The organism is Gilliamella sp. N-G2 (assembly GCF_002142215.1).
Classification (GTDB): Bacteria; Pseudomonadota; Gammaproteobacteria; order Enterobacterales; family Orbaceae; genus Gilliamella.
The window spans coordinates 21,663-43,367 of sequence record NZ_NAST01000001.1 but is presented as its reverse complement, the minus strand read 5'-3'; the positions used below and the strand labels follow the sequence as shown (position 1 = coordinate 43,367).

Genomic DNA, 21,705 nt, shown 5'->3' with positions numbered 1-21,705 from the left:
TTACTCTTTATATTCCGTTATATTTTTTAGTTATTTTTCTTGATGATCTGCAAAATCTGCTAATAAATCTTTAATATAATCAATGCGATCAACTCGTTGTAAATCAGATTTTAGTAATTTTAATCGATTTGTCCCTTCTAAGCGATAATTTTTTGGTGATTTTTGAATTGTTTCGATTAAATAATCGATCGCAATTTTGTTGTTAGAACCGAATTCTATAAAACCACCTTTTTCACCGTATTCAATTTTTGTGATACCCAATTTACTTGCTTGATAGCGTATTTTAGTGGTTTCTAATAAAAATAGCACCGGATCGGGTAATTGACCAAAACGGTCACGCATTTCAACTTTTATATCGGTGAGTTCATCTAGATTTTCAATACTAGCAATTCGTTTATATAGTGATAATCGGGTATTAACATCTGGGATAAAATCATCTGGAATTAGAGTTGGTAACCGTAATTCAACTTCAGTTTGTTGATTATTAAGTAATGATTCAAGGGTTGGCTCTTTACCTTCTTTAAGCGATTTAACTGCATCATCAAGTAATTCAATGTACAGGTTAAAACCTATTGTTTCAATTTGACCACTTTGATCACTACCGAGTAATTCACCTGCACCCCGTATTTCAAGATCATGTGTGGCTAAAGCAAATCCAGCACCCAAATCTTCTAAAGTAGCAATAGCATCAAGGCGTTTTTTAGCATCTTTAGTTAGTAATTTCGGATGTGGTGTCAATAAATAAGCATAGGCTTGGTGATATGATCGTCCAACTCGACCTCGCAGTTGGTGTAACTGAGCAAGACCAAATTTATCAGCACGATCGATAATAATGGTATTGGCATTGGGAATGTCAATTCCAGTTTCGACAATAGTGGTACACACTAATAAATTGAATCGTTGGTGATGAAAATCATTCATAACTCTCTCAAGATCACGTTCATGCATCTGACCATGACCTATAGCAACACGAGCTTCAGGTACCAGTTCAGTTAGTTTTTCTGCCACTTTTTCAATATCCGAGACATCATTGTGTAGATAATAAATCTGACCACCACGCAAAATTTCCCGTAGAATGGCTTCACGAATGACTAAATCATCAGATTCTCGAACAAAGGTTTTTACAGCTAATCGACGCGCAGGTGGTGTAGCAATAATTGATAAATCACGCATACCACTCATTGCCATATTTAGAGTACGTGGAATAGGGGTGGCGGTCAAAGTAAGTATATCGATATTGGTTCGCATTGCTTTGATTCGTTCTTTTTGACGAACACCAAAGCGGTGTTCTTCATCGACAATTAATAAACCTAAATCTTTCCATTTTACATCTTCTTGTAATAATTTATGGGTACCGATGACAATATCGATTTTACCTTCAGCAAGTTCTTGAATAATGGCTTGCTGCTGTTTAGCGGTTTTAAATCGAGACAAACTTTCGATTCGGATTGGCCAATTGGCAAATCTATCACAAAAACTCTCATAATGTTGCTGGGCAAGTAATGTGGTTGGTACTAATACTGCGGTCTGTTTATGATTGATCACCGCTAAAAATGCGGCACGAATAGCCACTTCGGTTTTACCAAAACCAACATCACCACAGACTAATCGATCCATTGCATAAGGTGAACACATATCACCAATGACTGCACCAATGGCATTTTGTTGGTCGTCGGTTTCTTGATACGGGAAAGCTTGGCAAAACAGCTCATATTGTTCACGATCTTGTTTAAATTCAAAACCGGGTTTACTTTCTCGTTCAGCATAAATATCAAGTAATTCAGCGGCAACATCACGTACTTTTTCGGCTGCCTTTTGTCTTGCCTTACTCCAGACATCAGTGCCTAACTTGTTTAGTGGGGCATTATCTTCATCACCGCCAGAATAACGGCTAATTAAATTTAGTGATGAAACAGGTACATAGAGCTTAGTATCATTTGCATAGAGCAGTATAAGGTACTCGGCAGTGATACCACCAGTTTCTAATGTCGTTAAACCCGCATAACGACCAACACCATGCTCTAAATGTACCACTGGTTTACCGGGTGTTAATTCGGCTAAGCTACGAATTAAACTATCGGTATTGATTGCCTGTTTGCTCTCTTTTTTTCGACGAATAACCCGACGACCCAATAGTTCGTTTTCAGTGATAAACGCGAAATTTTGTTGCTCATCGATAAAACCTTGTTCGCTTGCACCTATCATTAAAAAGTAGCGATTTTCGGCATTGGCTAATTGATCAAGTTGTGAGATGGATGTCGGATGTATTCGCATTCGGCCTAAGATTTCTTGCAATGCATCTTTACGGCCTTCTGATTCAACAGAAAAGATAATTTTACCTTGGAAATCTTGAGTGAATTGCTCAAAATGTAAATAAGGTTGTTTTTGCTGAATTTGTATCGCAATCTCTGGCAATAAACTAAACGGTAAATTAATGCTTTTGTTCGAATCACTAATTTCAGAATGTGATACAGTGATTCGAGGGTATTGTTTAAAATGGGCAAAGATTTCATCGGTTTTTGACCAAATTACCGCTGGCGTTAACAATGGTCGCATCGGATCGACTTTGCGACTTTCATAACGTTGCGTAATATCTTGCCAATATTTATTAGCAAATTGTTCAATATTTGCTGTGTTAATGATCAACGTATTGGATAAAAAGTAAGAAAATAACGGAGTAAGTGGCTCGTTAAAAAATAGTGCCTGCCAATATTCGATACCTGTAGGTAAAATATTTTTACTGACTTGTTGATAGATACTTTCAGGATCAAGTCTTACTTCAAATTGCTCTCGCCATTGACTACGAAATAATTCGATGGATGTTTTATCGAATGGAAACTCATGGGCTGGAAGAAGTTGAATTTCATTAATTTCATCGAGTGTTCTCTGACTTTCAACATCAAAAGTGCGAATACTATCAATTTCGTCATCAAAAAAGTCGATACGATATGGCTTCTCACTACCCATCGGGTAGATATCAAATAGCGCACCGCGAGTAGCATATTCACCATGCTCCATAACTTGACTGACTGAACGATAACCGGCATTTTCAAGTTGTGATCGCAGACTTTCACGACTTATGGCTAAGCCTTTCTTCATCATAAATACATGCCCACCTAAGTAGTTTTGTGGACACACTTTTTGCATAAGCGTATTAATTGGTAGGATTAAGGCACCCTTAGTTAAATGGCCTAGCTGATAAAGACAAGATAGTCGCTCGGAAACAATATCTTGATGCGGCGAAAAACTATCATAAGGTAGTGTTTCCCAATCGGGAAAAAAAATCGATGGGAAAGTTGAAAATTGTTTCAACTCTTCATGAAGACGAGTTGTTTGTTGCATGTCATCTGTAACAATCACCACTAAACCATCGTGCGCAGCAATAGCCTGTGCACAAAATTGGGATAAGGAAGAACCAACAAGTTGACCGACTTGTTTTACTTCACCTGATTTTTTAGGAATGATGTTAGAAATATTGTATGTTTTTGACATGTTAGAGTAATAGATAATTGCGACAAAGTTAGCCTAAGATTATAACGTAATTATATGGTTGTTTTCTATAACTGTTTAATCCTGTATGATAAGCAGTTAAAATTTAACTGGTTAAACTTAATTGAAAACTTTAGGTACTTTATAACTATTATGTCAAAAATATTTCGTCCATTAGTATTTTATATAGGTTTACGCTATGTATACGGGCAAAAAACCGATGGGTTTGGTCGCTTTGTTTCTTGGTTATCTATGATAGGCATCATGCTCGGTTCTATCGGTTTGATTGTGGTTTTGTCGGTAATGAATGGATTGGAAGATCAGATGCAAAATAGTATCTTAAAGTTTTTCCCCCAAGCACAAATTACTTCAAAAACCGGAAGAATCGATACAACTGTCATTCATTCGAAACAATTTGAAAATATCCCAGGAGTTGAACGAATTACGCCAATAATTACCGGTGATGTGGTATTACAAAGTCAGCAAAGTATTACGGTTAGTACCTTAATGGGTATCACCGCAGAGGATCATGATCCAATAGAAAATTATGTTTATACAGGTTCAATCGATTCATTACAAGCAGGTAGCTATAATGTGATACTGGGACAGACATTGGCTAATCAACTCGGTGTTTTGGTTGGTGACAAAATTCGCTTAATGGTCACCGATGCTAGCCAGATAACGCCAGTTGGACGCATTCCTTCACAACGTTTATTTACTATAAGTGGTTTATTTTCGGTCAATCATGATATTAACCAAGCGTTAATCTATATCAATCAATCTGATGCCAAAAATTTATTACGGTATCCAGCGAATAATATTAGTGGCTGGCGATTATTTTTAACACATCCACTGGAAATCGCATCAGTAACTAACCATTCGTTACCCGATGATTTAGTTTTTACTGATTGGCGAGCTAAACGTGGTGAATTGTTTCAAGCAATCAAAATGGAAAAAAATGTAATGGGCTTATTAATTAGTTTGATTGTGATTGTGGCAGCTTTTAACATTATTACTTCATTAAGTTTGTTGGTTATGGAAAAACAAGGGGAAGTAGCGATTTTAAAAACGCAAGGCTTGTCACGTTTTAAAATTATGCTGATTTTTATTATTCAAGGTGCGAGTTCTGGTGTCATTGGTACCTTACTCGGTAGTGCCATAGGGCTGTTACTTGCTTCATATCTCAATGAATTGATGTCAGTGCTTGGATTATCCTTTGCTGGTATTGAATTACCTAGTTTGGTTGAGCCTTCACAGATAGTATTTATTATTTTCGGATTACTTATGTTATCACTAATTTCCACACTTTATCCTGCGTATCGTGCAGCCAATATTCAACCAGCGGAGGCTTTACGTTATGAATAATTTACAGCCACTTCTTTCAGCTAAAAATCTTTATAAAACCTATAAAGAAGGCAAAATGGTTACTGAAGTACTAAAAAATGTTTCATTTGATATTTATCCGCAATCATTACTCGCTATTATTGGTAGCTCAGGATCAGGAAAAAGTACTTTATTGCATCTATTAGGTGGATTAGACAAACCAACTTCAGGTGAAATTATATTTAAATCACAACAGCTTAATCGGTTATCAGAACAAGAAAAAGCACATTTACGTAATCAAGAAATTGGTTTCGTATATCAGTTTCATCATCTTCTTCCTGACTTTACCGCATTGGAAAATGTGGCGATGCCGTTATTAATTGCGGGTACTTCACCAAATGAGGCTAAAAAACGGGCTATGGCAATGTTAGATTCGGTGAATTTAGTTAAACGAGCTAATCACCGCCCAGCAGAGTTATCTGGTGGTGAACGTCAACGAGTGGCAATAGGCAGGGCTTTAATTAATAATCCTGCTTTAGTGATGGCCGATGAACCAACTGGTAACTTAGATAAATCGACCGCTGATGCCATTTTTGATCTGTTAATTAGACTTAATCGAGAACATGGCACGGCATTTTTAGTTGTTACCCATGATTTAGTATTAGCGAATAAACTTGATCAACAATTGATTATGAGTGATGGCCAGTTGTCTACCAGTAATTCTGTGAAATAAAGCTGAACGGATAATTAAATATGAATTTATCATTAATTACAGCCATTAAATTTCGTAAAGGTCGACGTAAAAGTGGCATGGTTTCGTTGATATCAATTATTTCAACCTTGAGCATTGCTATTGGTATTGCTGCATTGATTATTGGTTTAAGCGCTATGAATGGTTTTGAACGAGAACTCAACGATCGGGTGTTATCGGTAGTACCTCATGGTCAAATTTATTCACAATATGGCAACTTAGATAATTGGCAGCATGTTCAAACCGAGTTACAAGAGAACAAAAATATCTTATCGGTGACGCCTTATGTTAGTTTTACAGGATTGATTGAAAATGGAAGTAAGCTTGGTGCTGTTGAAGTACAAGGATTTGATCCAGAACAAGAACAGAAAATCAGTTCATTACCCAACTATGTCCTTAATAATAGATGGCAAGATTTTAAGGCTGACAGCCAGCAAATCATTTTAGGAGCAGGATTAGCTAAATCATTAGCGGTTAATGAAGGGCAGTGGGTTACCTTACTTATTCCTGTATCAAACAATCCTGAGCAACTTAAGCCCCCTCGGCGTGTTCGTTTGCAAGTACACGGTATTTTAGATCTAAGTGGTACGTTAAGTAACAATGTTGCTTTATTGCCATTAGCTGATTCACAACAGTTACTTGCTATTGGTGACAGCGTCACTGGGTTGATGATTAATGTTGATAATGTCTATCAAGCTACTGCTATTATTGGTCATGCAACATTAAATCTTGAAGAAGATCTTAGTTTTAATAGTTGGGAACATACCTTTGGCTTCATGTATCGTGATATTCAAATGATTAGACAAATTATGTATTTAGCGATGATTGTGGTTATTGGTGTGGCTTGCTTCAATATTGTGTCGACGTTGGTTATTGCGGTAAAAGATAAACAACGTGATATTGCTATCCTTAAAACACTTGGGGCGACTAATCGCTTAATAAAACGTATTTTTATTTGGTATGGTGTACTTTCAGGATTAATTGGTAGTGTGATTGGTGTATTGCTTGGATCTATATTGGCATGGCAACTTTCTAATATTATGGCAGCGGTTGAATCAATGATAGGGCATAAGTTTTTAAACAGTAATATCTATTTTGTTGATTTTTTACCATCAGAAATTCATCTTTTGGATGTCATCATGGTATTTATTACGGCCATGCTGCTAAGTTTGATTGCCAGTTATTATCCAGCGCAAAGAGCTTGTAAAATCGATCCGGCTCGAGTACTAAGTAGCTATTAATGAAATATAAACAAGGCGCAATATCTGATTTGCGCCTTATTTTTAATAATATTGATAGCCACTTATCAATTGATAATGCTGATAGCCCCAATATAAAAGTAAAGATGAAATTATTAATATTGTGATAATTAATATTGTGCAGATCTGTTTTTGATAGTGGAATTTTTCTAAACAAACACTGATTAGTCCACCTAAAATAAGACCAGTGATTGCTCCACCAATATGTGCCATATTATCAATAGAAGGTAGCAATCCTAACCCAAAGGTCAGTAATAAACTGACTACGATTGATTTGATTGGCATCTCTTGTAAGTCAGTACGATTAATTAAACAATACGCAAGTAATGCCGTAATAATTCCTAAAATTGCACCTGATGCGCCACAACTAATGACATCATGATTAATAGTGGCAACATCACTGGCTAAACTACCAAATAATCCTGATAATAGATAAATGCCAATAAAGGCTAATGGTGGTAGTAAGCGTTCTAGAATAATGCCAATACTCCATAATGCTAACATATTCATGGCAAGATGGGTTAAGCTAACATGCATAAAAATATTAGTAAATAAGCGCCAATATTGACCTGAAAAAGTTAACTGAGCAACATCAGCACCCCAATCAATCAGGAATCTATTTTGACTAAATGTTGAGAATCCTCGCTCATCGAGTAGTCTAGAAATAAAAAAATATGCAATATTAATCAGTATCAAAATACTGGTAATTTTCGCTTGATTATAGATCGGTTGAACATTTTTTAAGATAGACATATGCTAAAGTTTCCGTTGAAAACGCACATTAAATTGGATGATTAGTTTAATCAAATCGTTTACCTAAAATAACTAAATCACGTTTAACGCCATCAAGTTCAGCAACTTTTGGCAGTAATGCCCATTGATTATAATGCATTTTTTCGAAAAGATTTAAGCTAGCAATATTATGTCCAAAAATATAGCTGAGTATGGCTTCAATACCAGCTTGTTTAGCAAATGATTCCATCTTAGCCACTGTGGTTTGACCGATTTTTTTGCCCCGGAAATCTTGATGAATATATAGGCTTATCTCAACTGTTTTATCGTAAGCTGGACGACCATAAAAAGATGACAAACTAACCCAGCCACAAGGTTGATTTTGATATTTGATTAACCAAAGTGGACGCTTCTGCGGATTATGCTGTTCAAACCACGCAAAACGGCTTTCAACCGACACCGGCTGCAAATCTGCCGTTACCTGACGACAGGCAATAGTCGAATTATAAACCTCCACGATAAATGGTAAATCATCTAAGGTCGCATCTGTATAGGTAATCATAACGATAAAAAAGATAGTGGTTAATTGACTTTCATTGTAATGATTTTACCACTGGCAAGCAATATTTGTTAAAGACGATTTGATAACCTAAAAGCACAAAATCACTGCAATAATTGTTCCCCCAAAAACATTCCTTAATATTTTTTGTTCAATCATTTAAATAAATAATCTGCCTAAAAAGTAAGGAACGAAGTTTTTGGCGGGAACTAACTTTTTATGATTTAAGTTCTATTTAAATAATCAATTTATTTCATCAAGTTGCATTTGCATCTCACCCGTTAGGGTTTGATTACTTGCTATCACTTGGATTCCATTATGCAATGGTGTATTACTGTTGATGGCGTTATTAATATGGCTCACCGGTTCAACAGCAAAAAAGGTATTCATTGGTGCAGAAGGGGTCATGACAACTAAGTAGGTTAATGGTGTTGTAGCAGTTAATGTTAACGATAATTTTTTAGTCGGCCATTGTATTATTGCTTTTCTGTTCCAATTAACGAAGCAATTATCCAGATTTGGTTCACCTAATTGTTTCAGTTTATGGTAATTCCAATCATTAGGTATATCGATGATTTTTTCAGGTAACATATTATCATTATTGATAACCACTTGTTCTGCATCAAATTGCAATAATACATCATCATGTCGAGGAAAAAATGGATGCCAACCAAATCCCACAGGTATATCGCAACTGTCACTGTTGGTTATATCCATCTTGACTAGTAAGCTATTTTCAAAAATCTCTACTGTTTGTATAACTGAAAATGAAAATGGCCAACCTTCAATCCCGTCAATATCGGGGCGATGTTGATAACCTAAAATAATTTTATCTTGCAAATGTTCAATGATTTCCCAAGGTTTTTGCCATGCTATGCCATGAATTGTGTGAGGATGATCAGCAAAATTTTTCGCCAGTTGATAGGATCTACCCGCAAACGAAAATTGACCATTGGCAATTCGATTTGAAAACGGAACAAGGGGATAACAGCAAGTTCGTCTAGGTGTAAATTCTCCAGTCCATGCTCGCATGAAGTCAAGATTTTTATATTTGGCAAATGCGATAGTGCCGCCTAATTCAGGAAGTAATCCTATTTCTATATCTCCCTTTTTAATAAATACTATATTGAGATGGGTTACGTTATTCTCTTTCATGAGCAAACCTTAATAATAGTTAGCTAAATTGTGTTACTCAAAGAAGATATAGACCAAGAAGTTCAATTTCTATTTAATAAGTTTTCTTAGTTCTCTGATGTTAATTAATTTAATCTTTAAGTAATTGACAATTTTGATTATGAGTTTTAGTTTGAAGAGCGAATAAGTTTTAACTATCGCTCTTTGTTATCACTATCTATAGCGTTTTTGACTATTTGATATCAGCAATTTCTGCAAATAGGTCAGTCCATTTGCTGGTTTTGCGATAAAATACCGGCGGTTGACCGATAGGAGCAGCGACCGTGATAAATTGACCGCCTTGTACCTGCTGTTTACTCCAAACATTAATCCATGTTTCATCGGCAGGTAAATAAACTTTCCACTCTGTTACACCTTGCTGATGAACGGGAGCAACAAGTAAGTCCTTGCCGTACATATATTGATCTTGAATATCATAAGTATTGATATCCTGCTCAAAATGGACAAACAAAGGACGCTGTAATGGATAACCTTTTTCGCTAGCTTCATCAGCTAATGCTTTAACATAAGGTACTAAATGACGATATATGTTAGTCATTTTAGCCAAATGGGCAATTGTTGAAGGATCATGATCGAATTGGAAATTTTCATCAGGTCTATTACATTCGTGAGTTCGCATAACAGGTGTGAATGCGGCCATCTCAGCCCAACGTTCAAAAAGTTCTTTGCTACGCCGATTGTTAAATAAACTCGTATAACCACCTATATCACTATGATGATAAGCATTACCCATCAATCCCGAGGAAAGCGCTGCACAAATCACCGTATTTAATCCATCATGACGTGAAAAATCGACAGATTGGTCTCCAGCCCATAGTAATGGACAATATTTTTGCACACCGGTATAACCAGCTCGCATAAAAAAGGTTACATCATCGGTTTTACCCGCTTCAGCGATAGCTTCTGCATTGACCTTTGCCCATAATGTTGGCCACGCATTATGCATTAGCTTGGCCTCAACGCCATTTGCCAGATAGATATTGTCCGTCGGTAGATATTCTCCAAAATCGGCCATCCATCCAGAAATATCGAGATCTAAGCAGTTCTTTTTGATTATTTCTTCTTTATACCATTCACATGCTTTAGGATTGGTAAAATCAACCACACCACAATAGAATTCACCAAAATCAACTAAAGCAACATCACCATCTTTATTTAATGCAAAATATCCTTTTTGTTTGGCGATTGGAAATAATTCACCATCATTACATAAATAGGGATTGAGATAACTCATAAAACGAATATTTCTTTGTTTTAACTCTTTTATTTTTTGCTCTAAATTAGGATAACGTTTTCGACTCCATTTCCAATCCCAAAATAACCGTTTACCAAACGAAGTAATACGTAAACCAACCCAATCTTCACTCCATACAGCTGCAACCGGTACGCCTTTTTTGATCGCATTTTCCATTCTGGAAAATGTATTTTCTTCGCCACCTTTTAAACCTAAAATAATTCCGTTATAAACCCATTCTGGTAATTTGGGTTGTCGACCAAAGCGTAAACTCAATTTTTCGACAATATCTAAGTAGGTTTGGGCACTATAAAGTTCAATTGATTGTGGAATTTCCCAAATTTGTAATTCATGAAAATCATTATTCCTAAAATCAAAATCAGCATAAGCGGTGGTATTGATATGACATGCATAATGATTGGATGAAATAAAAGTTGGTTGTGGGTAATTGGTATGATAATAGTCTCCTCCTGCTTTATTATATTTATCTGAGAGGAAGGTTATTTCAGTCGTTTTATCACGTCCGACACCAGGCTCTGATGTCCAGAGTGGAAAATGGCGTCCGCGCATATTCAAATATGACATCTGTTCACCACATCCCCATACTTTCTCATTTTGTGTGGCGGATAGTCGAATCCAAAAACGATTTAAATGTTGGTTTTGACTTTCAAATGATAATAAGGCGTCTAAATTATTTTGATGTGTTATTTTCATTGTTATTTGTACGGGACTATCCTTTCCACATGAAAATTCAACAATATTGTCAGTAATTTTCGCGAAACGAAGTGGAATACGCTCTTCTATATAATCGTGAATATCAAAATTGCCACGATAAATTTCCATTTTTTCTTGGCCAACACCGACAAATATTGCAGGGTTTTCAGTTGTGTGTACCAATAATTGTTTTTCGTTTTGGGTTATTTCAAATCCATTATTGATAAGGCTTATTTTCATGGTGCCATCCTCTATAACTTAAATAATACGGTTAATCGCTTTGTAACAAAGCTAATAAACCATATGATCAATTCCTTATTATCATTAGACTTATCTTTAAATACATCTAAATGAGGTTTATGCATGACTTATTGTCATGCAATTACTTTATACATATTGATGTATTAGATTTACCGAGAAGACATCATCTCATCAACAATTGTGCCTAAATGTTGTAATCTTGGTGCAGAAATATCTTTAAGCATTAATTCTGTATCAGGTAATCCAATAACAGATGCCCATACTGCTCGTCCGGCAAGAAAACCTGATGCACCTGCACGCATCGCAATACGCACAGATCTGGCAAATAAATTTGCATCAACCCCAGAAGATAAAATTACCCATGGCATATTGATATGTTCATTTAGTTTTTGCGATGCTTTGAGTAAATCATTAGATTGACCTTTACCAAAAAGTGGCATTTCAACTTTATACAAATCCGCGCCAGAATCACCCAACTCTTTTGCAGCATCGATAATTGCTTTTTCACGGTCAAATTTGTCACCTGTTCTTGGTGGTCGAACAACAGGTTCAATAATACTAACTAGGCCGGCATCATGGCAGATTTTGTTAAATTCTTTAACCATGTCTAATCTTTCGTTAGGATCTTCATCTTGTCGCCAAAGTACCAATAATTTCAGTGCTTTAGCTCCATCTTTTTTTACTTGAGCAGCATTGACATTTTTATCAATACGCACCTTATCAACGGGGATACCATTACCGGGAATAAAATCATCTGCGGCAACAATTAGTGCACAATTTTTATCAACCGCTTTTTGTTTGATAATTTCGTCGTAACAAAATTGTTGATCTACTAATACACCTGAAGCATAAGGTGTTAAAATTTTTGCTGCATTAACTTTAAAATCAGTTAATACCTCATCTTTTATAGGGGTAGACATGCCTGCCGCGGCAAACATTAATCGCATTGCTTCTCGTTGATCTACCGCCAACATCGCAAACCCGCCTGAATTTCTGGCGATATCTTTTACTGTATATTTAGTCATTTTTTTCTCCTATAATTTATTATTTTTTCAAACCTGAACAAAAACGACAATGTTCAAGAATTGCTGTCCAGTCTTGTTTGCCTCGTCCCATTGCCCTTGCTTGACTATAAACTTCACGTGATGCTGCTCCCATAGGTAATGGCACATGGAGTTGGTTAGCTACATCAAGCGCTATCCCCAAATCTTTATGAGCAAGATCAATCATGAATGCTGGTGTTAAATCACCTTTTAAAACTTTGTTTGGCCAAGTTGTAGTGAAATGTCCTTTACTGGCCGGCGTGCCACTCATCACTTTCATCGCAACATCAAATGGTAACTCTAATGCATCACAAAGTGTGGCGGCTTCAGCGGATAATGCGTTTAATGCAATACTCATGAAATTATTGATAAGTTTTACTCTTATTCCTCTGCCTGGACCTCCGGTATTGATAATTTCAGATCCCATACAAAGTAATATTTCCGAAGCTCTATCGATTTGACTTTGGCTACCACCAGCTAAAATCAGTAATGTTCCATCAATAGCATTGGTGGATGTTCGCCCGACAGGAACATCCATAAATTCTATATTTATTGCGGCAAGTCGATTGCGAATTGAATCACTCTCTAATGGATGGATTGTTGACATATCTATAAGTAGAGCATTACTACTTATAGTTTCTTTTATTCCGTTTTCAGCAAAAATAACTTGTTCGACTAATTTACCATTAGGCAGCATGGTGATAATAAATTCATTATTTTTCGCTGCCTTGGCTGGTGAGTCTGCCGCAATAGCTCCTACTGAAGTTAATTCGTTAACTGCCTGTTTATTAATATCATATACTACGACTTGATGCCCTTTTTTAATTAGGTTTTTAGCCATAGGACTGCCCATTTGACCAAGACCAATGAAACCAATATTTGCCATTTTAAACCTCTTTTATGTTCGTTTTAATTCCTTTATTATCATATTTGTAATTTTTATTTAGTAAAGTGATTTTGATCACTTTTTTAAAAAATTATTTAAATTAAAATTAAACGAATATTTAAGAATATAAACGAACAAAAGGAGTGTTTTATGATTAAAATTGCATGCGTGGGAATAGCAGTACAAGATCGGATTTATTATGTTAATGATATCCCAAAAGTTAATGGTAAATTTGTAGCAAATGATTATAAAGAAATAGGGGGAGGACCGGCTGCAACAGCAGCTGTTGCCATTGCTAAGCTGGGTGCTAAAGTTGATTTTATAGGTCGAGTTGGCGATGATGGCGCAGGTCAAGTCATATTGTCAGAGCTAGCAAATTATGGTGTCAATACCTCTTTGATAAAAGTATATGCTAATGCAAGGTCATCGCAATCAGCTATTTTGGTTGATAAACACGGCGAGCGTCTAATTATTAATTATCCAAGTCCTGATTTATTAAGCGATACAAAGTGGTTAGATGATATTGATTTTTCGAGTTACGATGTCATTTTAGCTGATGTTCGCTGGCCAGAAGGTACCGAATATTGTTTTAAAAAAGCAAAACAGTTAAATATTCCTACCGTGTTAGATGCTGACGTTACCCCGCAAGATATTAAACCGTTAATTAGTTTATCTAGTCATGCTGCTTTTTCTGAACCCGGATTATTAAAAATGACGGCTCAGGACGAAGTAGCAGTAGCCTTAAAACAAGCACAAAAATCTACAGAAGGGCAAGTATATGTCACTTTGGGGGATAAAGGTTGTTTATGGTTAGAAGAAGCAAATCAGTATTGGCATAAAGGATTTAAAGTTGACGTGGTAGATACTACTGGCGCGGGAGATGTTTTCCATGGTGCATTTGCTTTTGCGCTAGCTAATGGATATTCCATTAATAAAGTAGTAGAATTTGCATGTGCTGTTGCAGCATTAAAATGTACTAAAGCTGGTGGCCGCGCAGGAATACCATCAATAAAACAAGTAAATGAATTTTTAACTGAACGTCAAAAATAAATATAAGATGAGGAGTAATTTGTGGTGGAATATGTAGAGTTAACTGGAAATCCAAGGCATGATAAATTGATATCTCTTGTTATGTCAAATGGATATATCAGTAATGAAGAACTAGCTAAAATTCTAAATGTTACACCACAAACCATCCGACGAGATATTCGTCAATTAAATGATGCTGGTTTAATTTCTCGACATCATGGTGGAGCAGGAAGAATTTCAAGTATTATGAATACAGAATTTTCTAAACGCGAAACAGCCTATATTGAAGAGAAAACCACTATTGCCAATGAAGTTGCCAATTTTATCCCTGATGGTGCTACGTTATTTATTACAATAGGTACTACCGTTGAGTTTGTTGCGAAGGCTTTAAAAAATAAAAATAACTTGCGGATAATCACCAATAGCATAAGAGTTGCTAATATTCTATATCAAAATAAAGGATTCGAAGTAATAACGCTAGGTGGTATTTTACGTTCGCATAATGGTGGCATTGTGGGGCCAAGTGCACTTTCATTAGTGAGTGGATTTCGTGCTGATTATCTTATCACCAGTTTAGGAGCTATTGACCCCGATGGTGTTTTATTAGATTTTGATATAAATGAAGTTGCCGTAGTTAAAGCGATGATTGAACATTCTCGAAATTTTATTTTAATTGGTGATCATACAAAATTTCATGCATCAGCGGCAATTGAAATCGGTAACTTGAAGCAAGTTTCAACCTTTATCACTGACAGCAAACCACCTGCCAATATCATTAATATCCTAAAAGAAAATAAAGTTGAATTAAGAATCGCTAAAAAATAGCGATTTTTATTTTTAATCAATAACAATATCGTTTTTTCGATATAATTTCATTCGTTCTTACTATGAGTTAGTAGAGAGATTAGTAAACTCATCCTTTCATCTAACTAAATTTTAAGTTATTTTTTTCTTTATTGTTTATTATTGTTCAATTTTCTTTTTTTTACACCGTTTTTTCCCTTTCAAAAACAATTTCAACCACTAAAATCATTCTTTTTTGATTAAAAGTTTGCGCTAAATCACAAAATTGGCACAATTATGTTGCGTTTATTTTCGTTTTTGTCATTAATATAGTTGTTTTATGATCTTATTTGTTTGATATGGTTCGTTGTGTGAGGGAAGTTATGAGAAAAGCATTTATATCTCCGTCTAAATATGTTCAAGGAGAAAATGAATTATTAAATTTAGGGTATTTTGTCGCAAGTTTTGGAAAAAAAGCTTTATTAATTGGTAATCAATCAGATATTGAACGAGTTCGTAAGCAACTTGATTATACGGCAGAAAAATATAATTGCGTGTTTATTACCGCTGACTTTAATGGTGAATGTTCACGTATCGAAGTAGAGCGTCTGAAAAAATTAGCAATAATTGAACAGTGTGATTGCACGATAGGTTTAGGTGGCGGGAAAGCTATTGATACAGCTAAATGTGTGGCAGAAGGTGATGCGGTTATTATTGCACCAACGATAGCAGCCACTGATGCTCCAACAAGCCATTCGGCAGTTTTATATACCCCAGATGGTGCGTTTGATGATTATGCCTATTTCAAACAAAGTCCAAGTGTTGTACTTATTGACACTAACATCATCGCTCAAGCACCTGTTCGGTTTTTAGTAGCCGGAATGGGGGATGCACTTTCAACCTATTTTGAAGCCAGAGCAAATCAAAAATCTTATGCCAATATTAATGCCGGATTACCATGTGGAGTAAGAGAACAATTATGCGAAGGAGCAAAGCCAACGTTAGCAGCTTATGCTCTTGCAACATTATGCTATCAGACTTTATTAAAAGACGGTAAGAAAGCTAAGGCTTCTTGTATCGATAAAGTAGTTACACCTGCATTGGAAAATGTTATAGAAGCGAATATTTTGCTTTCAGGACTTGGTTTCGAAAGCGGTGGTTTAGCTGGGGCTCATGCTATTCATGATGGATTAACTATTCTTGAAGAGACACATCATTATTATCATGGCGAAAAGGTTGCCTTCGGTACTTTAGTACAACTTATATTAGAAAATTCACCAGAAGAAGAACTTAAAGAAGTATTAGATTTTTGTTTATCAGTGAATCTACCAATTTGTCTTGAGGATATTGGTGTAAAAACCATTTCAGACCAACAACTCACAGAAGTGGCAGAAAAAACCATTATTCCCGAAGAATCAATTCATTCTATGCCATTTCCTATTACTGTCGAAGGAATTAAAGCTGCAATTTTGTTGGCCGATAGTATTGGTAAAAACTACAAAACAACTGGCAAATTTACAAAATAGGAGCTAATGCAATGAAAAAATTGATTAATAGCCCATCAGATATTGTTAATGAAATGATTGACGGTTTAATCGCTAGTAGTCCGACTTTATTGGAAAGAGTTGCTGATTCTCAAATAGTCATTAGAAAAAATTTAGGATCCAATAAAGTGGCAGTTATCAGTGGCGGTGGAAGTGGTCATGAACCAGCTCATGCTGGTTATGTTGGTCAAGGAATGTTAACTGCCGCTGTTTGTGGCCAAGTATTTACCTCACCAACACCAGATCAAATTTTTAACGCTATTAAAGCCGCGGATTCTGGTCAAGGCGTATTTTTAGTAATTAAGAATTACTCCGGTGACATTATGAATTTTGAAATGGCTAAAGATATGGCTGAAATGGAGGGTATCAAAGTTGATACCTGTATCGTTGATGATGATATTGCTGTTGAAAATAGTACTTATACTCAAGGTAAACGCGGGGTTGCTGGAACGATTTTAGTTCATAAGATCTTGGGGGCCGCTAGTGAACAAGGTGCTAGTTTAGCTGAAATCAAACAACTTTCAGCAAAAATTATTCCAAACATTAAAACAATTGGCGTGGCATTTTCTGGCGCTACTGTTCCGGAAGTAGGTAAACCTGGGTTTGTTCTTGCTGAAGACGAAATTGAATATGGTGTTGGCATCCATGGTGAACCGGGATATAGGCGAGAAAAATTACAATCATCCAAATTTTTAGCACAAGAGCTAATTAGTAAATTAAAAGCCGCATTTCCATTTCAAAAAAATGAACAATATGCCGTTTTGATTAATGGGCTAGGCGCAACGCCATTAATGGAACAATATGTATTTGCTAATGACGTGTTGCATCAATTAGAGACAGAAAACCTCAATGTAGTCTTTACCAAAGTTGGTAACTATATGACAGCAATTGATATGGCTGGGGTGTCATTAACACTGATGAAGATAGTAGATAACAATTGGCTCGAAAAGCTTAACTATTCTGTAACGACACTAGCTTGGTAAAAAGGAAAAATCATGCTTGATACAAAAAACGTTTTAAATTGGCTAAATGATTTTGCTGATGTAATTCAAAAAAATAAGACTTACCTAAGTGAACTTGATACACCAATTGGTGATGGTGATCATGGGAACAATATGAATCGAGGTGTTATTGCCATGCAAACGGAATTTGCTAAAACGTCACCTAATACAATTTCTGATGTTTTTAGGATTACCGCGATGGCTCTTATGGGGAATATTGGTGGAGCCTCAGGTCCACTATATGGTTCGGCTTTTATGGAAATGGCAAAAGCAGCTAAAGAAACCAATGAGTTACCTACCATTATTCAAGCAGGGCTTAATGGCATCATTAAACGAGGAAAGGCTGTTTGTGGTGAAAAAACTATGGTTGATGTGTGGGCGCCGGTTAGTAAAAGTTTGTTAGAAAATCAGTTAACACAACAAGTAATTGATAGCGCTGTTGAGTCAACAAAACCAATGATGGCAACCAAGGGGCGAGCTTCTTATTTGGCACAACGTTCAATTGATCATCTAGATCCAGGTTCGGTTTCAAGCGGTTTTTTGTTCACAGCGATGCTAAGAAATATTTTATAAAAAAGGAAATTAATAGTGATAAGTTTCATTCTCGTATCTCATAGTAAGAAGATAACCGACGGTTTGAAAGAGATGATTGATGAAATGGCATTGAATCAAGAAAACGTAACTACTTTTTCTCTCGGTGGAACATCTGATGGCAATTTAGGCACAGATCCAATTGCAATATATGAAATTATTCAAAAACGCCAATCGGATGAAGCCATTCTTGTTTTCACTGATATAGGCAGTGCCGTAATGAGTTCAGAAACAGCAGTGGATATGCTTGATGAAGATATTAAACAAAAAGTTTATATCGTTAATTGCCCATTGATTGAAGGTGCATTTATGGCTGCTGTTCAAATTGAAAGTATTGATAGTCTTGAATCAATTTTTGAAGAATTAAAATCAATGAGTAAATAGTTATAACGTGATTGGATAAAAATTTAATTAGAGGTAAATCAGAATGATGAGTTGGATTAATACAAAAGCACACAATCGTTGGTTGGAAAATGAAACTGACCGTATTTTTGAATTTGGTCGAAAAGCCGTTGTACCAACCGGTTTCGGCTGGATCGGCAATAATGGTAATGTTCGACAAGAGATGGGAACTCAGCTTTGGATCACCGCACGCATGATTCATGTGTATTCAGTAGCCGCCTTGATGGGACGACCAGGCGCTTATGAATTAGTTGAACATGGTATTAATGCATTAAATGGGCCATTAAAAGATAAGGTAAATGGTGGGTGGTATGCCAATATTGATATCAATAGTGGCAAAGTTATTGATCCTTCGAAACAAGGTTATCAACATTTCTTTGTTTTATTAGGTGCAGCAAGTGCAGTAACAACCGGTCATCCTAAAGCTAAAGCATTATTAATTGAAGCAATAGAAATCATTGAAAAATATTTCTGGAGTGAAAAAGAACAGATGTGTTTAGAGTCTTGGGATGAAACATTTACAAAGACAGAAGATTATCGTGGTGGTAATGCAAACATGCACGCCGTAGAAGCTTTCCTTATTGTTTATGATGTAACTAAAGATAAAAAGTGGCTGGATCGGGCAATTCGCATTGCTTCAGTCATTATTCATGATGTAGCGAGAAATAACCATTATCGAGTTAATGAACATTTTGATTCTAATTGGAAACCTATTCTTGACTATAACAAGGAAAATCCTGCAAGTCATTTTCGTGCATACGGCGGAACACCGGGACATTGGGTTGAGTGGGGACGTTTGATGTTACATCTTCGCGCCACCTTATTAGACAATAAAATGCCAACACCTGACTGGCTCTTGGATAATGCCAAAAATCTATTTGCTGCAGGTGTTAGAGATGCATGGTCAGTTGATGGTGCTCCAGGTTTTGTTTATAGCGTTGATTGGGATGGTAAACCAGTTGTAAGAGAGAGGATTCGCTGGGTTATTGTTGAGGCAATGGGAACCGCTTATGCACTTTTTGATGTTACTAAGGATCCTCAATATGAAGAATATTACCAACGCTTCTGGGATTACTGCAGAACTTATTTAATGGACTATGAAACAGGTTCTTGGTGGCAAGAGCTCGACACCAATAATCATGTATCTAATAAAGTATGGGATGGTAAACAAGATATTTATCATCTACTGCATTGTTTAGTGATACCTAGATTACCTTTAACTCCGGGACTTGCTCCTGCATTAGCGGCAGGGTTATTGGATAAAAACGTTCAGTAAATTTTATAACATGAGGGATAAAACTAATTATCCCTCAAATGATGAATTATTACTGACGTAAAGTTCAATTAATTAATACAAACAACTTAAAAACTGTATAGATGCAATTTATACAGCAGGTATCTATTTGCCTAAAATTTATAGAGGTAATCATGGCGGATTTTAAACAATCTGATGAATCTAAAAGCTTTTTTAATGTCAACAGTACACAAGATGTCATTGATATAATTAATGAACATGCTCCCAATAATAAGCGACATTTTTTTATCTTTTTTCTTGCGCTTAGTGGGGTTTTTCTTGACGCATATCAAGTTGTGATTATGGCTTTTGCTAATAAATATATAGCAGAAGAATTTACCGTTTCACCAACCTTTAGTGCCACCGTTAATTCCGTTTTTTTCATCGGTCTGATGATAGGGGGGCTAGTTGCTCAGTCGACCGTTGATAAAATTGGCCAAAAACGGGCTTTCTTATTATCGGTAGGCTTGTGGATTATTGGTGCCTTAATTTTACCTGTTGTCACTAATATTTGGGTTTTACTTTTTGTTTTTTTAATGATGGGTATAGGGTTAGGTATTGATTTTCCATTATCAACCAGTGCCGTTGCTGAATTAGCAGGGACAAAATCCAAAAAATCAGGTGGTTCAGTAAACCTTTGGCAAGTAGTTTGGTTTTTAACGACTACATTTGTCTATTTAGTCCTCTTTATTTTATTCAAATTTGGAATTAGTGAAATAAAACTTTGGCGAGTTGCATTTTTTATCGGTGCAATCTTTGCCATAAGTATCATCATTTTACGCTATCGTCTGATTGGTGAATCAGCAATTTGGCTTGCTAGAGTTAAACGTACCACAGAGTTATATCAAGTTATAAAAAAGCGCTATCAAATTGAGATTAATATTACTTCTGAATTTGCGACTATAGCAAATCTCAACAATGACTTAAAACAAGAAAAAATCAGTAAACTAGCCCAATATAAAATTTTATTTTCCAAAAAATATTTAAAAAGAACAATTCTTTCTTGTGTTATTGCCACAATGCAATCATGGCAATACAACGCGGTTGGTGCATATCTGCCGGTTATCTTAATTAGTATGCTGGCTGGCGACTTATCGGCTACTTTATTAGGTACAGCATCGGTCAACATGTTAGCCGGGTTAACTGGCGCGATTATTGGCTCCTTACTCATTGCTCACTTAGGAACAAGACGACAGAGCATGTTAGGTTTTATTTTCGTCATGTTCTCTCTATTAGCCTTAGGTTTTATTGGTCAATCAAGCACTTTTCTCACCTTATTGTTTCTTATGACATTGATTTTTTCTCATGCGGCAGGTCCAGCAGGTTTAGGCATCACCATTGCCACATTATCTTATCCACCTAGTATTCGTGCAGCTGGAGTCGGTTTTACCAATGCAGTTTTAAGAATGGGGGGGATAGCAGGTGTAATTTTTTGGCCATTGATTTGGTACAAATTTGGCATAACCGCATTTTATCTTTTAGCAATCGTTCCGCTAATAGGTTTTTGCACATGTTACTTAATTAAATGGGAACCGCTAAACAATCCAGTTGATAAAGAAGACGAAGAGGTAATTGCAAGACTAAAAAGTTAATTTTTAAAGGAAACTTGGAGGAAC

The 21,705-nt window shown here is 36.0% G+C and carries 18 protein-coding genes; 11 read left to right on the top strand and 7 right to left on the bottom strand.

All coding sequences use genetic code 11. The features are described 5' to 3' along the window. Positions 1 to 30: 30 nt before the first annotated feature. On the bottom strand, positions 31 to 3,492 hold the full coding sequence (mfd, locus tag B6C99_RS00200) for a transcription-repair coupling factor (RefSeq protein ID WP_086357974.1): 3,462 nt from the start codon (positions 3,490 to 3,492) through the stop codon (positions 31 to 33). A 159-nt stretch (positions 3,493 to 3,651) separates the two neighbouring features. Between mfd and lolC the strand changes: the two genes are divergently transcribed. The 3 genes from lolC to lolE are packed head-to-tail and all read left to right on the top strand — an operon-like array spanning position 3,652 to position 6,804. Further along, the gene (gene lolC, locus B6C99_RS00195; protein ID WP_086358136.1) at positions 3,652 to 4,854 is read left to right on the top strand and encodes a lipoprotein-releasing ABC transporter permease subunit LolC; all 1,203 of its coding nucleotides are present in this window, start codon (positions 3,652 to 3,654) and stop codon (positions 4,852 to 4,854) included. Beyond that, on the top strand, positions 4,847 to 5,545 hold the full coding sequence (lolD, locus tag B6C99_RS00190) for a lipoprotein-releasing ABC transporter ATP-binding protein LolD (RefSeq protein ID WP_086357973.1): 699 nt from the start codon (positions 4,847 to 4,849) through the stop codon (positions 5,543 to 5,545). Before lolC ends, lolD begins: the two co-directional genes overlap by 8 nt. Positions 5,546 to 5,565: 20 nt before the next feature. Next, positions 5,566 to 6,804 (top strand): lipoprotein-releasing ABC transporter permease subunit LolE, encoded by a 1,239-nt coding sequence (lolE, locus tag B6C99_RS00185; protein ID WP_086357972.1) that lies wholly within the window; start codon positions 5,566 to 5,568, stop codon positions 6,802 to 6,804. A 42-nt stretch (positions 6,805 to 6,846) separates the two neighbouring features. On the opposite strand, the gene B6C99_RS00180 is transcribed toward lolE, so the two are convergent. The 6 genes from B6C99_RS00180 to yihU all read right to left on the bottom strand — a co-directional run bounded on the left by B6C99_RS00180 (position 6,847) and on the right by yihU (position 13,445). Then, on the bottom strand, positions 6,847 to 7,575 hold the full coding sequence (locus tag B6C99_RS00180; protein WP_086357971.1) for a rhomboid family intramembrane serine protease: 729 nt from the start codon (positions 7,573 to 7,575) through the stop codon (positions 6,847 to 6,849). A gap of 46 nt (positions 7,576 to 7,621) precedes the next feature. Further along, positions 7,622 to 8,116 carry a GNAT family N-acetyltransferase gene (locus tag B6C99_RS00175; protein ID WP_086357970.1) on the bottom strand — a complete coding sequence of 165 codons (495 nt, stop codon included), beginning with the start codon at positions 8,114 to 8,116 and terminating at the stop codon, positions 7,622 to 7,624. A 240-nt stretch (positions 8,117 to 8,356) separates the two neighbouring features. Next, positions 8,357 to 9,268 carry an aldose 1-epimerase gene (locus B6C99_RS00170; protein WP_086357969.1) on the bottom strand — a complete coding sequence of 304 codons (912 nt, stop codon included), beginning with the start codon at positions 9,266 to 9,268 and terminating at the stop codon, positions 8,357 to 8,359. Between the two features lie 211 nt (positions 9,269 to 9,479). After that, the gene (locus tag B6C99_RS00165) at positions 9,480 to 11,495 is read right to left on the bottom strand and encodes an alpha-glucosidase (protein ID WP_086357968.1); all 2,016 of its coding nucleotides are present in this window, start codon (positions 11,493 to 11,495) and stop codon (positions 9,480 to 9,482) included. A gap of 170 nt (positions 11,496 to 11,665) precedes the next feature. After that, complete coding sequence (locus B6C99_RS00160; RefSeq protein WP_086357967.1) at positions 11,666 to 12,541, bottom strand: aldolase; 876 nt, start codon at positions 12,539 to 12,541, stop codon at positions 11,666 to 11,668. Between the two features lie 19 nt (positions 12,542 to 12,560). Beyond that, a complete protein-coding gene (gene yihU / locus B6C99_RS00155; RefSeq protein ID WP_086357966.1) occupies positions 12,561 to 13,445 on the bottom strand; it encodes a sulfolactaldehyde 3-reductase in 885 nt (294 codons plus the stop codon). Positions 13,446 to 13,595: 150 nt separating this feature from the next. On the opposite strand from yihU, the gene B6C99_RS00150 reads away from it, so the two are divergent. The 8 genes from B6C99_RS00150 to B6C99_RS00115 all read left to right on the top strand — a co-directional run bounded on the left by B6C99_RS00150 (position 13,596) and on the right by B6C99_RS00115 (position 21,681). Next, the gene (locus tag B6C99_RS00150; RefSeq protein ID WP_086357965.1) at positions 13,596 to 14,495 is read left to right on the top strand and encodes a sugar kinase; all 900 of its coding nucleotides are present in this window, start codon (positions 13,596 to 13,598) and stop codon (positions 14,493 to 14,495) included. Between the two features lie 24 nt (positions 14,496 to 14,519). Then, the gene (locus tag B6C99_RS00145; protein WP_086358135.1) at positions 14,520 to 15,299 is read left to right on the top strand and encodes a DeoR/GlpR family DNA-binding transcription regulator; all 780 of its coding nucleotides are present in this window, start codon (positions 14,520 to 14,522) and stop codon (positions 15,297 to 15,299) included. A gap of 341 nt (positions 15,300 to 15,640) precedes the next feature. Continuing rightward, entirely contained in the window at positions 15,641 to 16,783 is a 1,143-nt protein-coding gene (locus B6C99_RS00140; protein WP_086357964.1) for a glycerol dehydrogenase, read from the top strand. A gap of 11 nt (positions 16,784 to 16,794) precedes the next feature. Beyond that, positions 16,795 to 17,784 (top strand): dihydroxyacetone kinase subunit DhaK, encoded by a 990-nt coding sequence (gene dhaK / locus B6C99_RS00135; protein WP_086357963.1) that lies wholly within the window; start codon positions 16,795 to 16,797, stop codon positions 17,782 to 17,784. A gap of 12 nt (positions 17,785 to 17,796) precedes the next feature. Beyond that, a complete protein-coding gene (gene dhaL / locus B6C99_RS00130) occupies positions 17,797 to 18,375 on the top strand; it encodes a dihydroxyacetone kinase subunit DhaL (RefSeq protein WP_086357962.1) in 579 nt (192 codons plus the stop codon). Between the two features lie 15 nt (positions 18,376 to 18,390). Then, positions 18,391 to 18,777, top strand: a complete 387-nt coding sequence (dhaM, locus tag B6C99_RS00125; RefSeq protein WP_086357961.1) for a dihydroxyacetone kinase phosphoryl donor subunit DhaM — start codon at positions 18,391 to 18,393, stop codon at positions 18,775 to 18,777. 46 nt (positions 18,778 to 18,823) lie between these two features. After that, complete coding sequence (locus tag B6C99_RS00120) at positions 18,824 to 20,071, top strand: AGE family epimerase/isomerase (protein WP_086358134.1); 1,248 nt, start codon at positions 18,824 to 18,826, stop codon at positions 20,069 to 20,071. A gap of 152 nt (positions 20,072 to 20,223) precedes the next feature. Beyond that, positions 20,224 to 21,681, top strand: a complete 1,458-nt coding sequence (locus tag B6C99_RS00115) for an MFS transporter (protein ID WP_086357960.1) — start codon at positions 20,224 to 20,226, stop codon at positions 21,679 to 21,681. Positions 21,682 to 21,705 lie beyond the last annotated feature (24 nt).

Coding starts and splice junctions, on each gene's coding strand:
- B6C99_RS00160 (WP_086357967.1), bottom strand. CDS start 12,541: ATGACTAAATATACAGTAAAAGATATCGCCAGAAATTCAGGCGGGTTT.
- mfd (WP_086357974.1), bottom strand. CDS start 3,492: ATGTCAAAAACATACAATATTTCTAACATCATTCCTAAAAAATCAGGT.
- B6C99_RS00175 (WP_086357970.1), bottom strand. CDS start 8,116: ATGATTACCTATACAGATGCGACCTTAGATGATTTACCATTTATCGTG.
- B6C99_RS00150 (WP_086357965.1), top strand. CDS start 13,596: ATGATTAAAATTGCATGCGTGGGAATAGCAGTACAAGATCGGATTTAT.
- yihU (WP_086357966.1), bottom strand. CDS start 13,445: ATGGCAAATATTGGTTTCATTGGTCTTGGTCAAATGGGCAGTCCTATG.
- B6C99_RS00140 (WP_086357964.1), top strand. CDS start 15,641: ATGAGAAAAGCATTTATATCTCCGTCTAAATATGTTCAAGGAGAAAAT.
- lolE (WP_086357972.1), top strand. CDS start 5,566: ATGAATTTATCATTAATTACAGCCATTAAATTTCGTAAAGGTCGACGT.
- B6C99_RS00165 (WP_086357968.1), bottom strand. CDS start 11,495: ATGAAAATAAGCCTTATCAATAATGGATTTGAAATAACCCAAAACGAA.
- B6C99_RS00180 (WP_086357971.1), bottom strand. CDS start 7,575: ATGTCTATCTTAAAAAATGTTCAACCGATCTATAATCAAGCGAAAATT.
- B6C99_RS00120 (WP_086358134.1), top strand. CDS start 18,824: ATGAGTTGGATTAATACAAAAGCACACAATCGTTGGTTGGAAAATGAA.
- B6C99_RS00170 (WP_086357969.1), bottom strand. CDS start 9,268: ATGAAAGAGAATAACGTAACCCATCTCAATATAGTATTTATTAAAAAG.
- dhaL (WP_086357962.1), top strand. CDS start 17,797: ATGCTTGATACAAAAAACGTTTTAAATTGGCTAAATGATTTTGCTGAT.
- dhaK (WP_086357963.1), top strand. CDS start 16,795: ATGAAAAAATTGATTAATAGCCCATCAGATATTGTTAATGAAATGATT.
- lolD (WP_086357973.1), top strand. CDS start 4,847: ATGAATAATTTACAGCCACTTCTTTCAGCTAAAAATCTTTATAAAACC.
- B6C99_RS00115 (WP_086357960.1), top strand. CDS start 20,224: ATGGCGGATTTTAAACAATCTGATGAATCTAAAAGCTTTTTTAATGTC.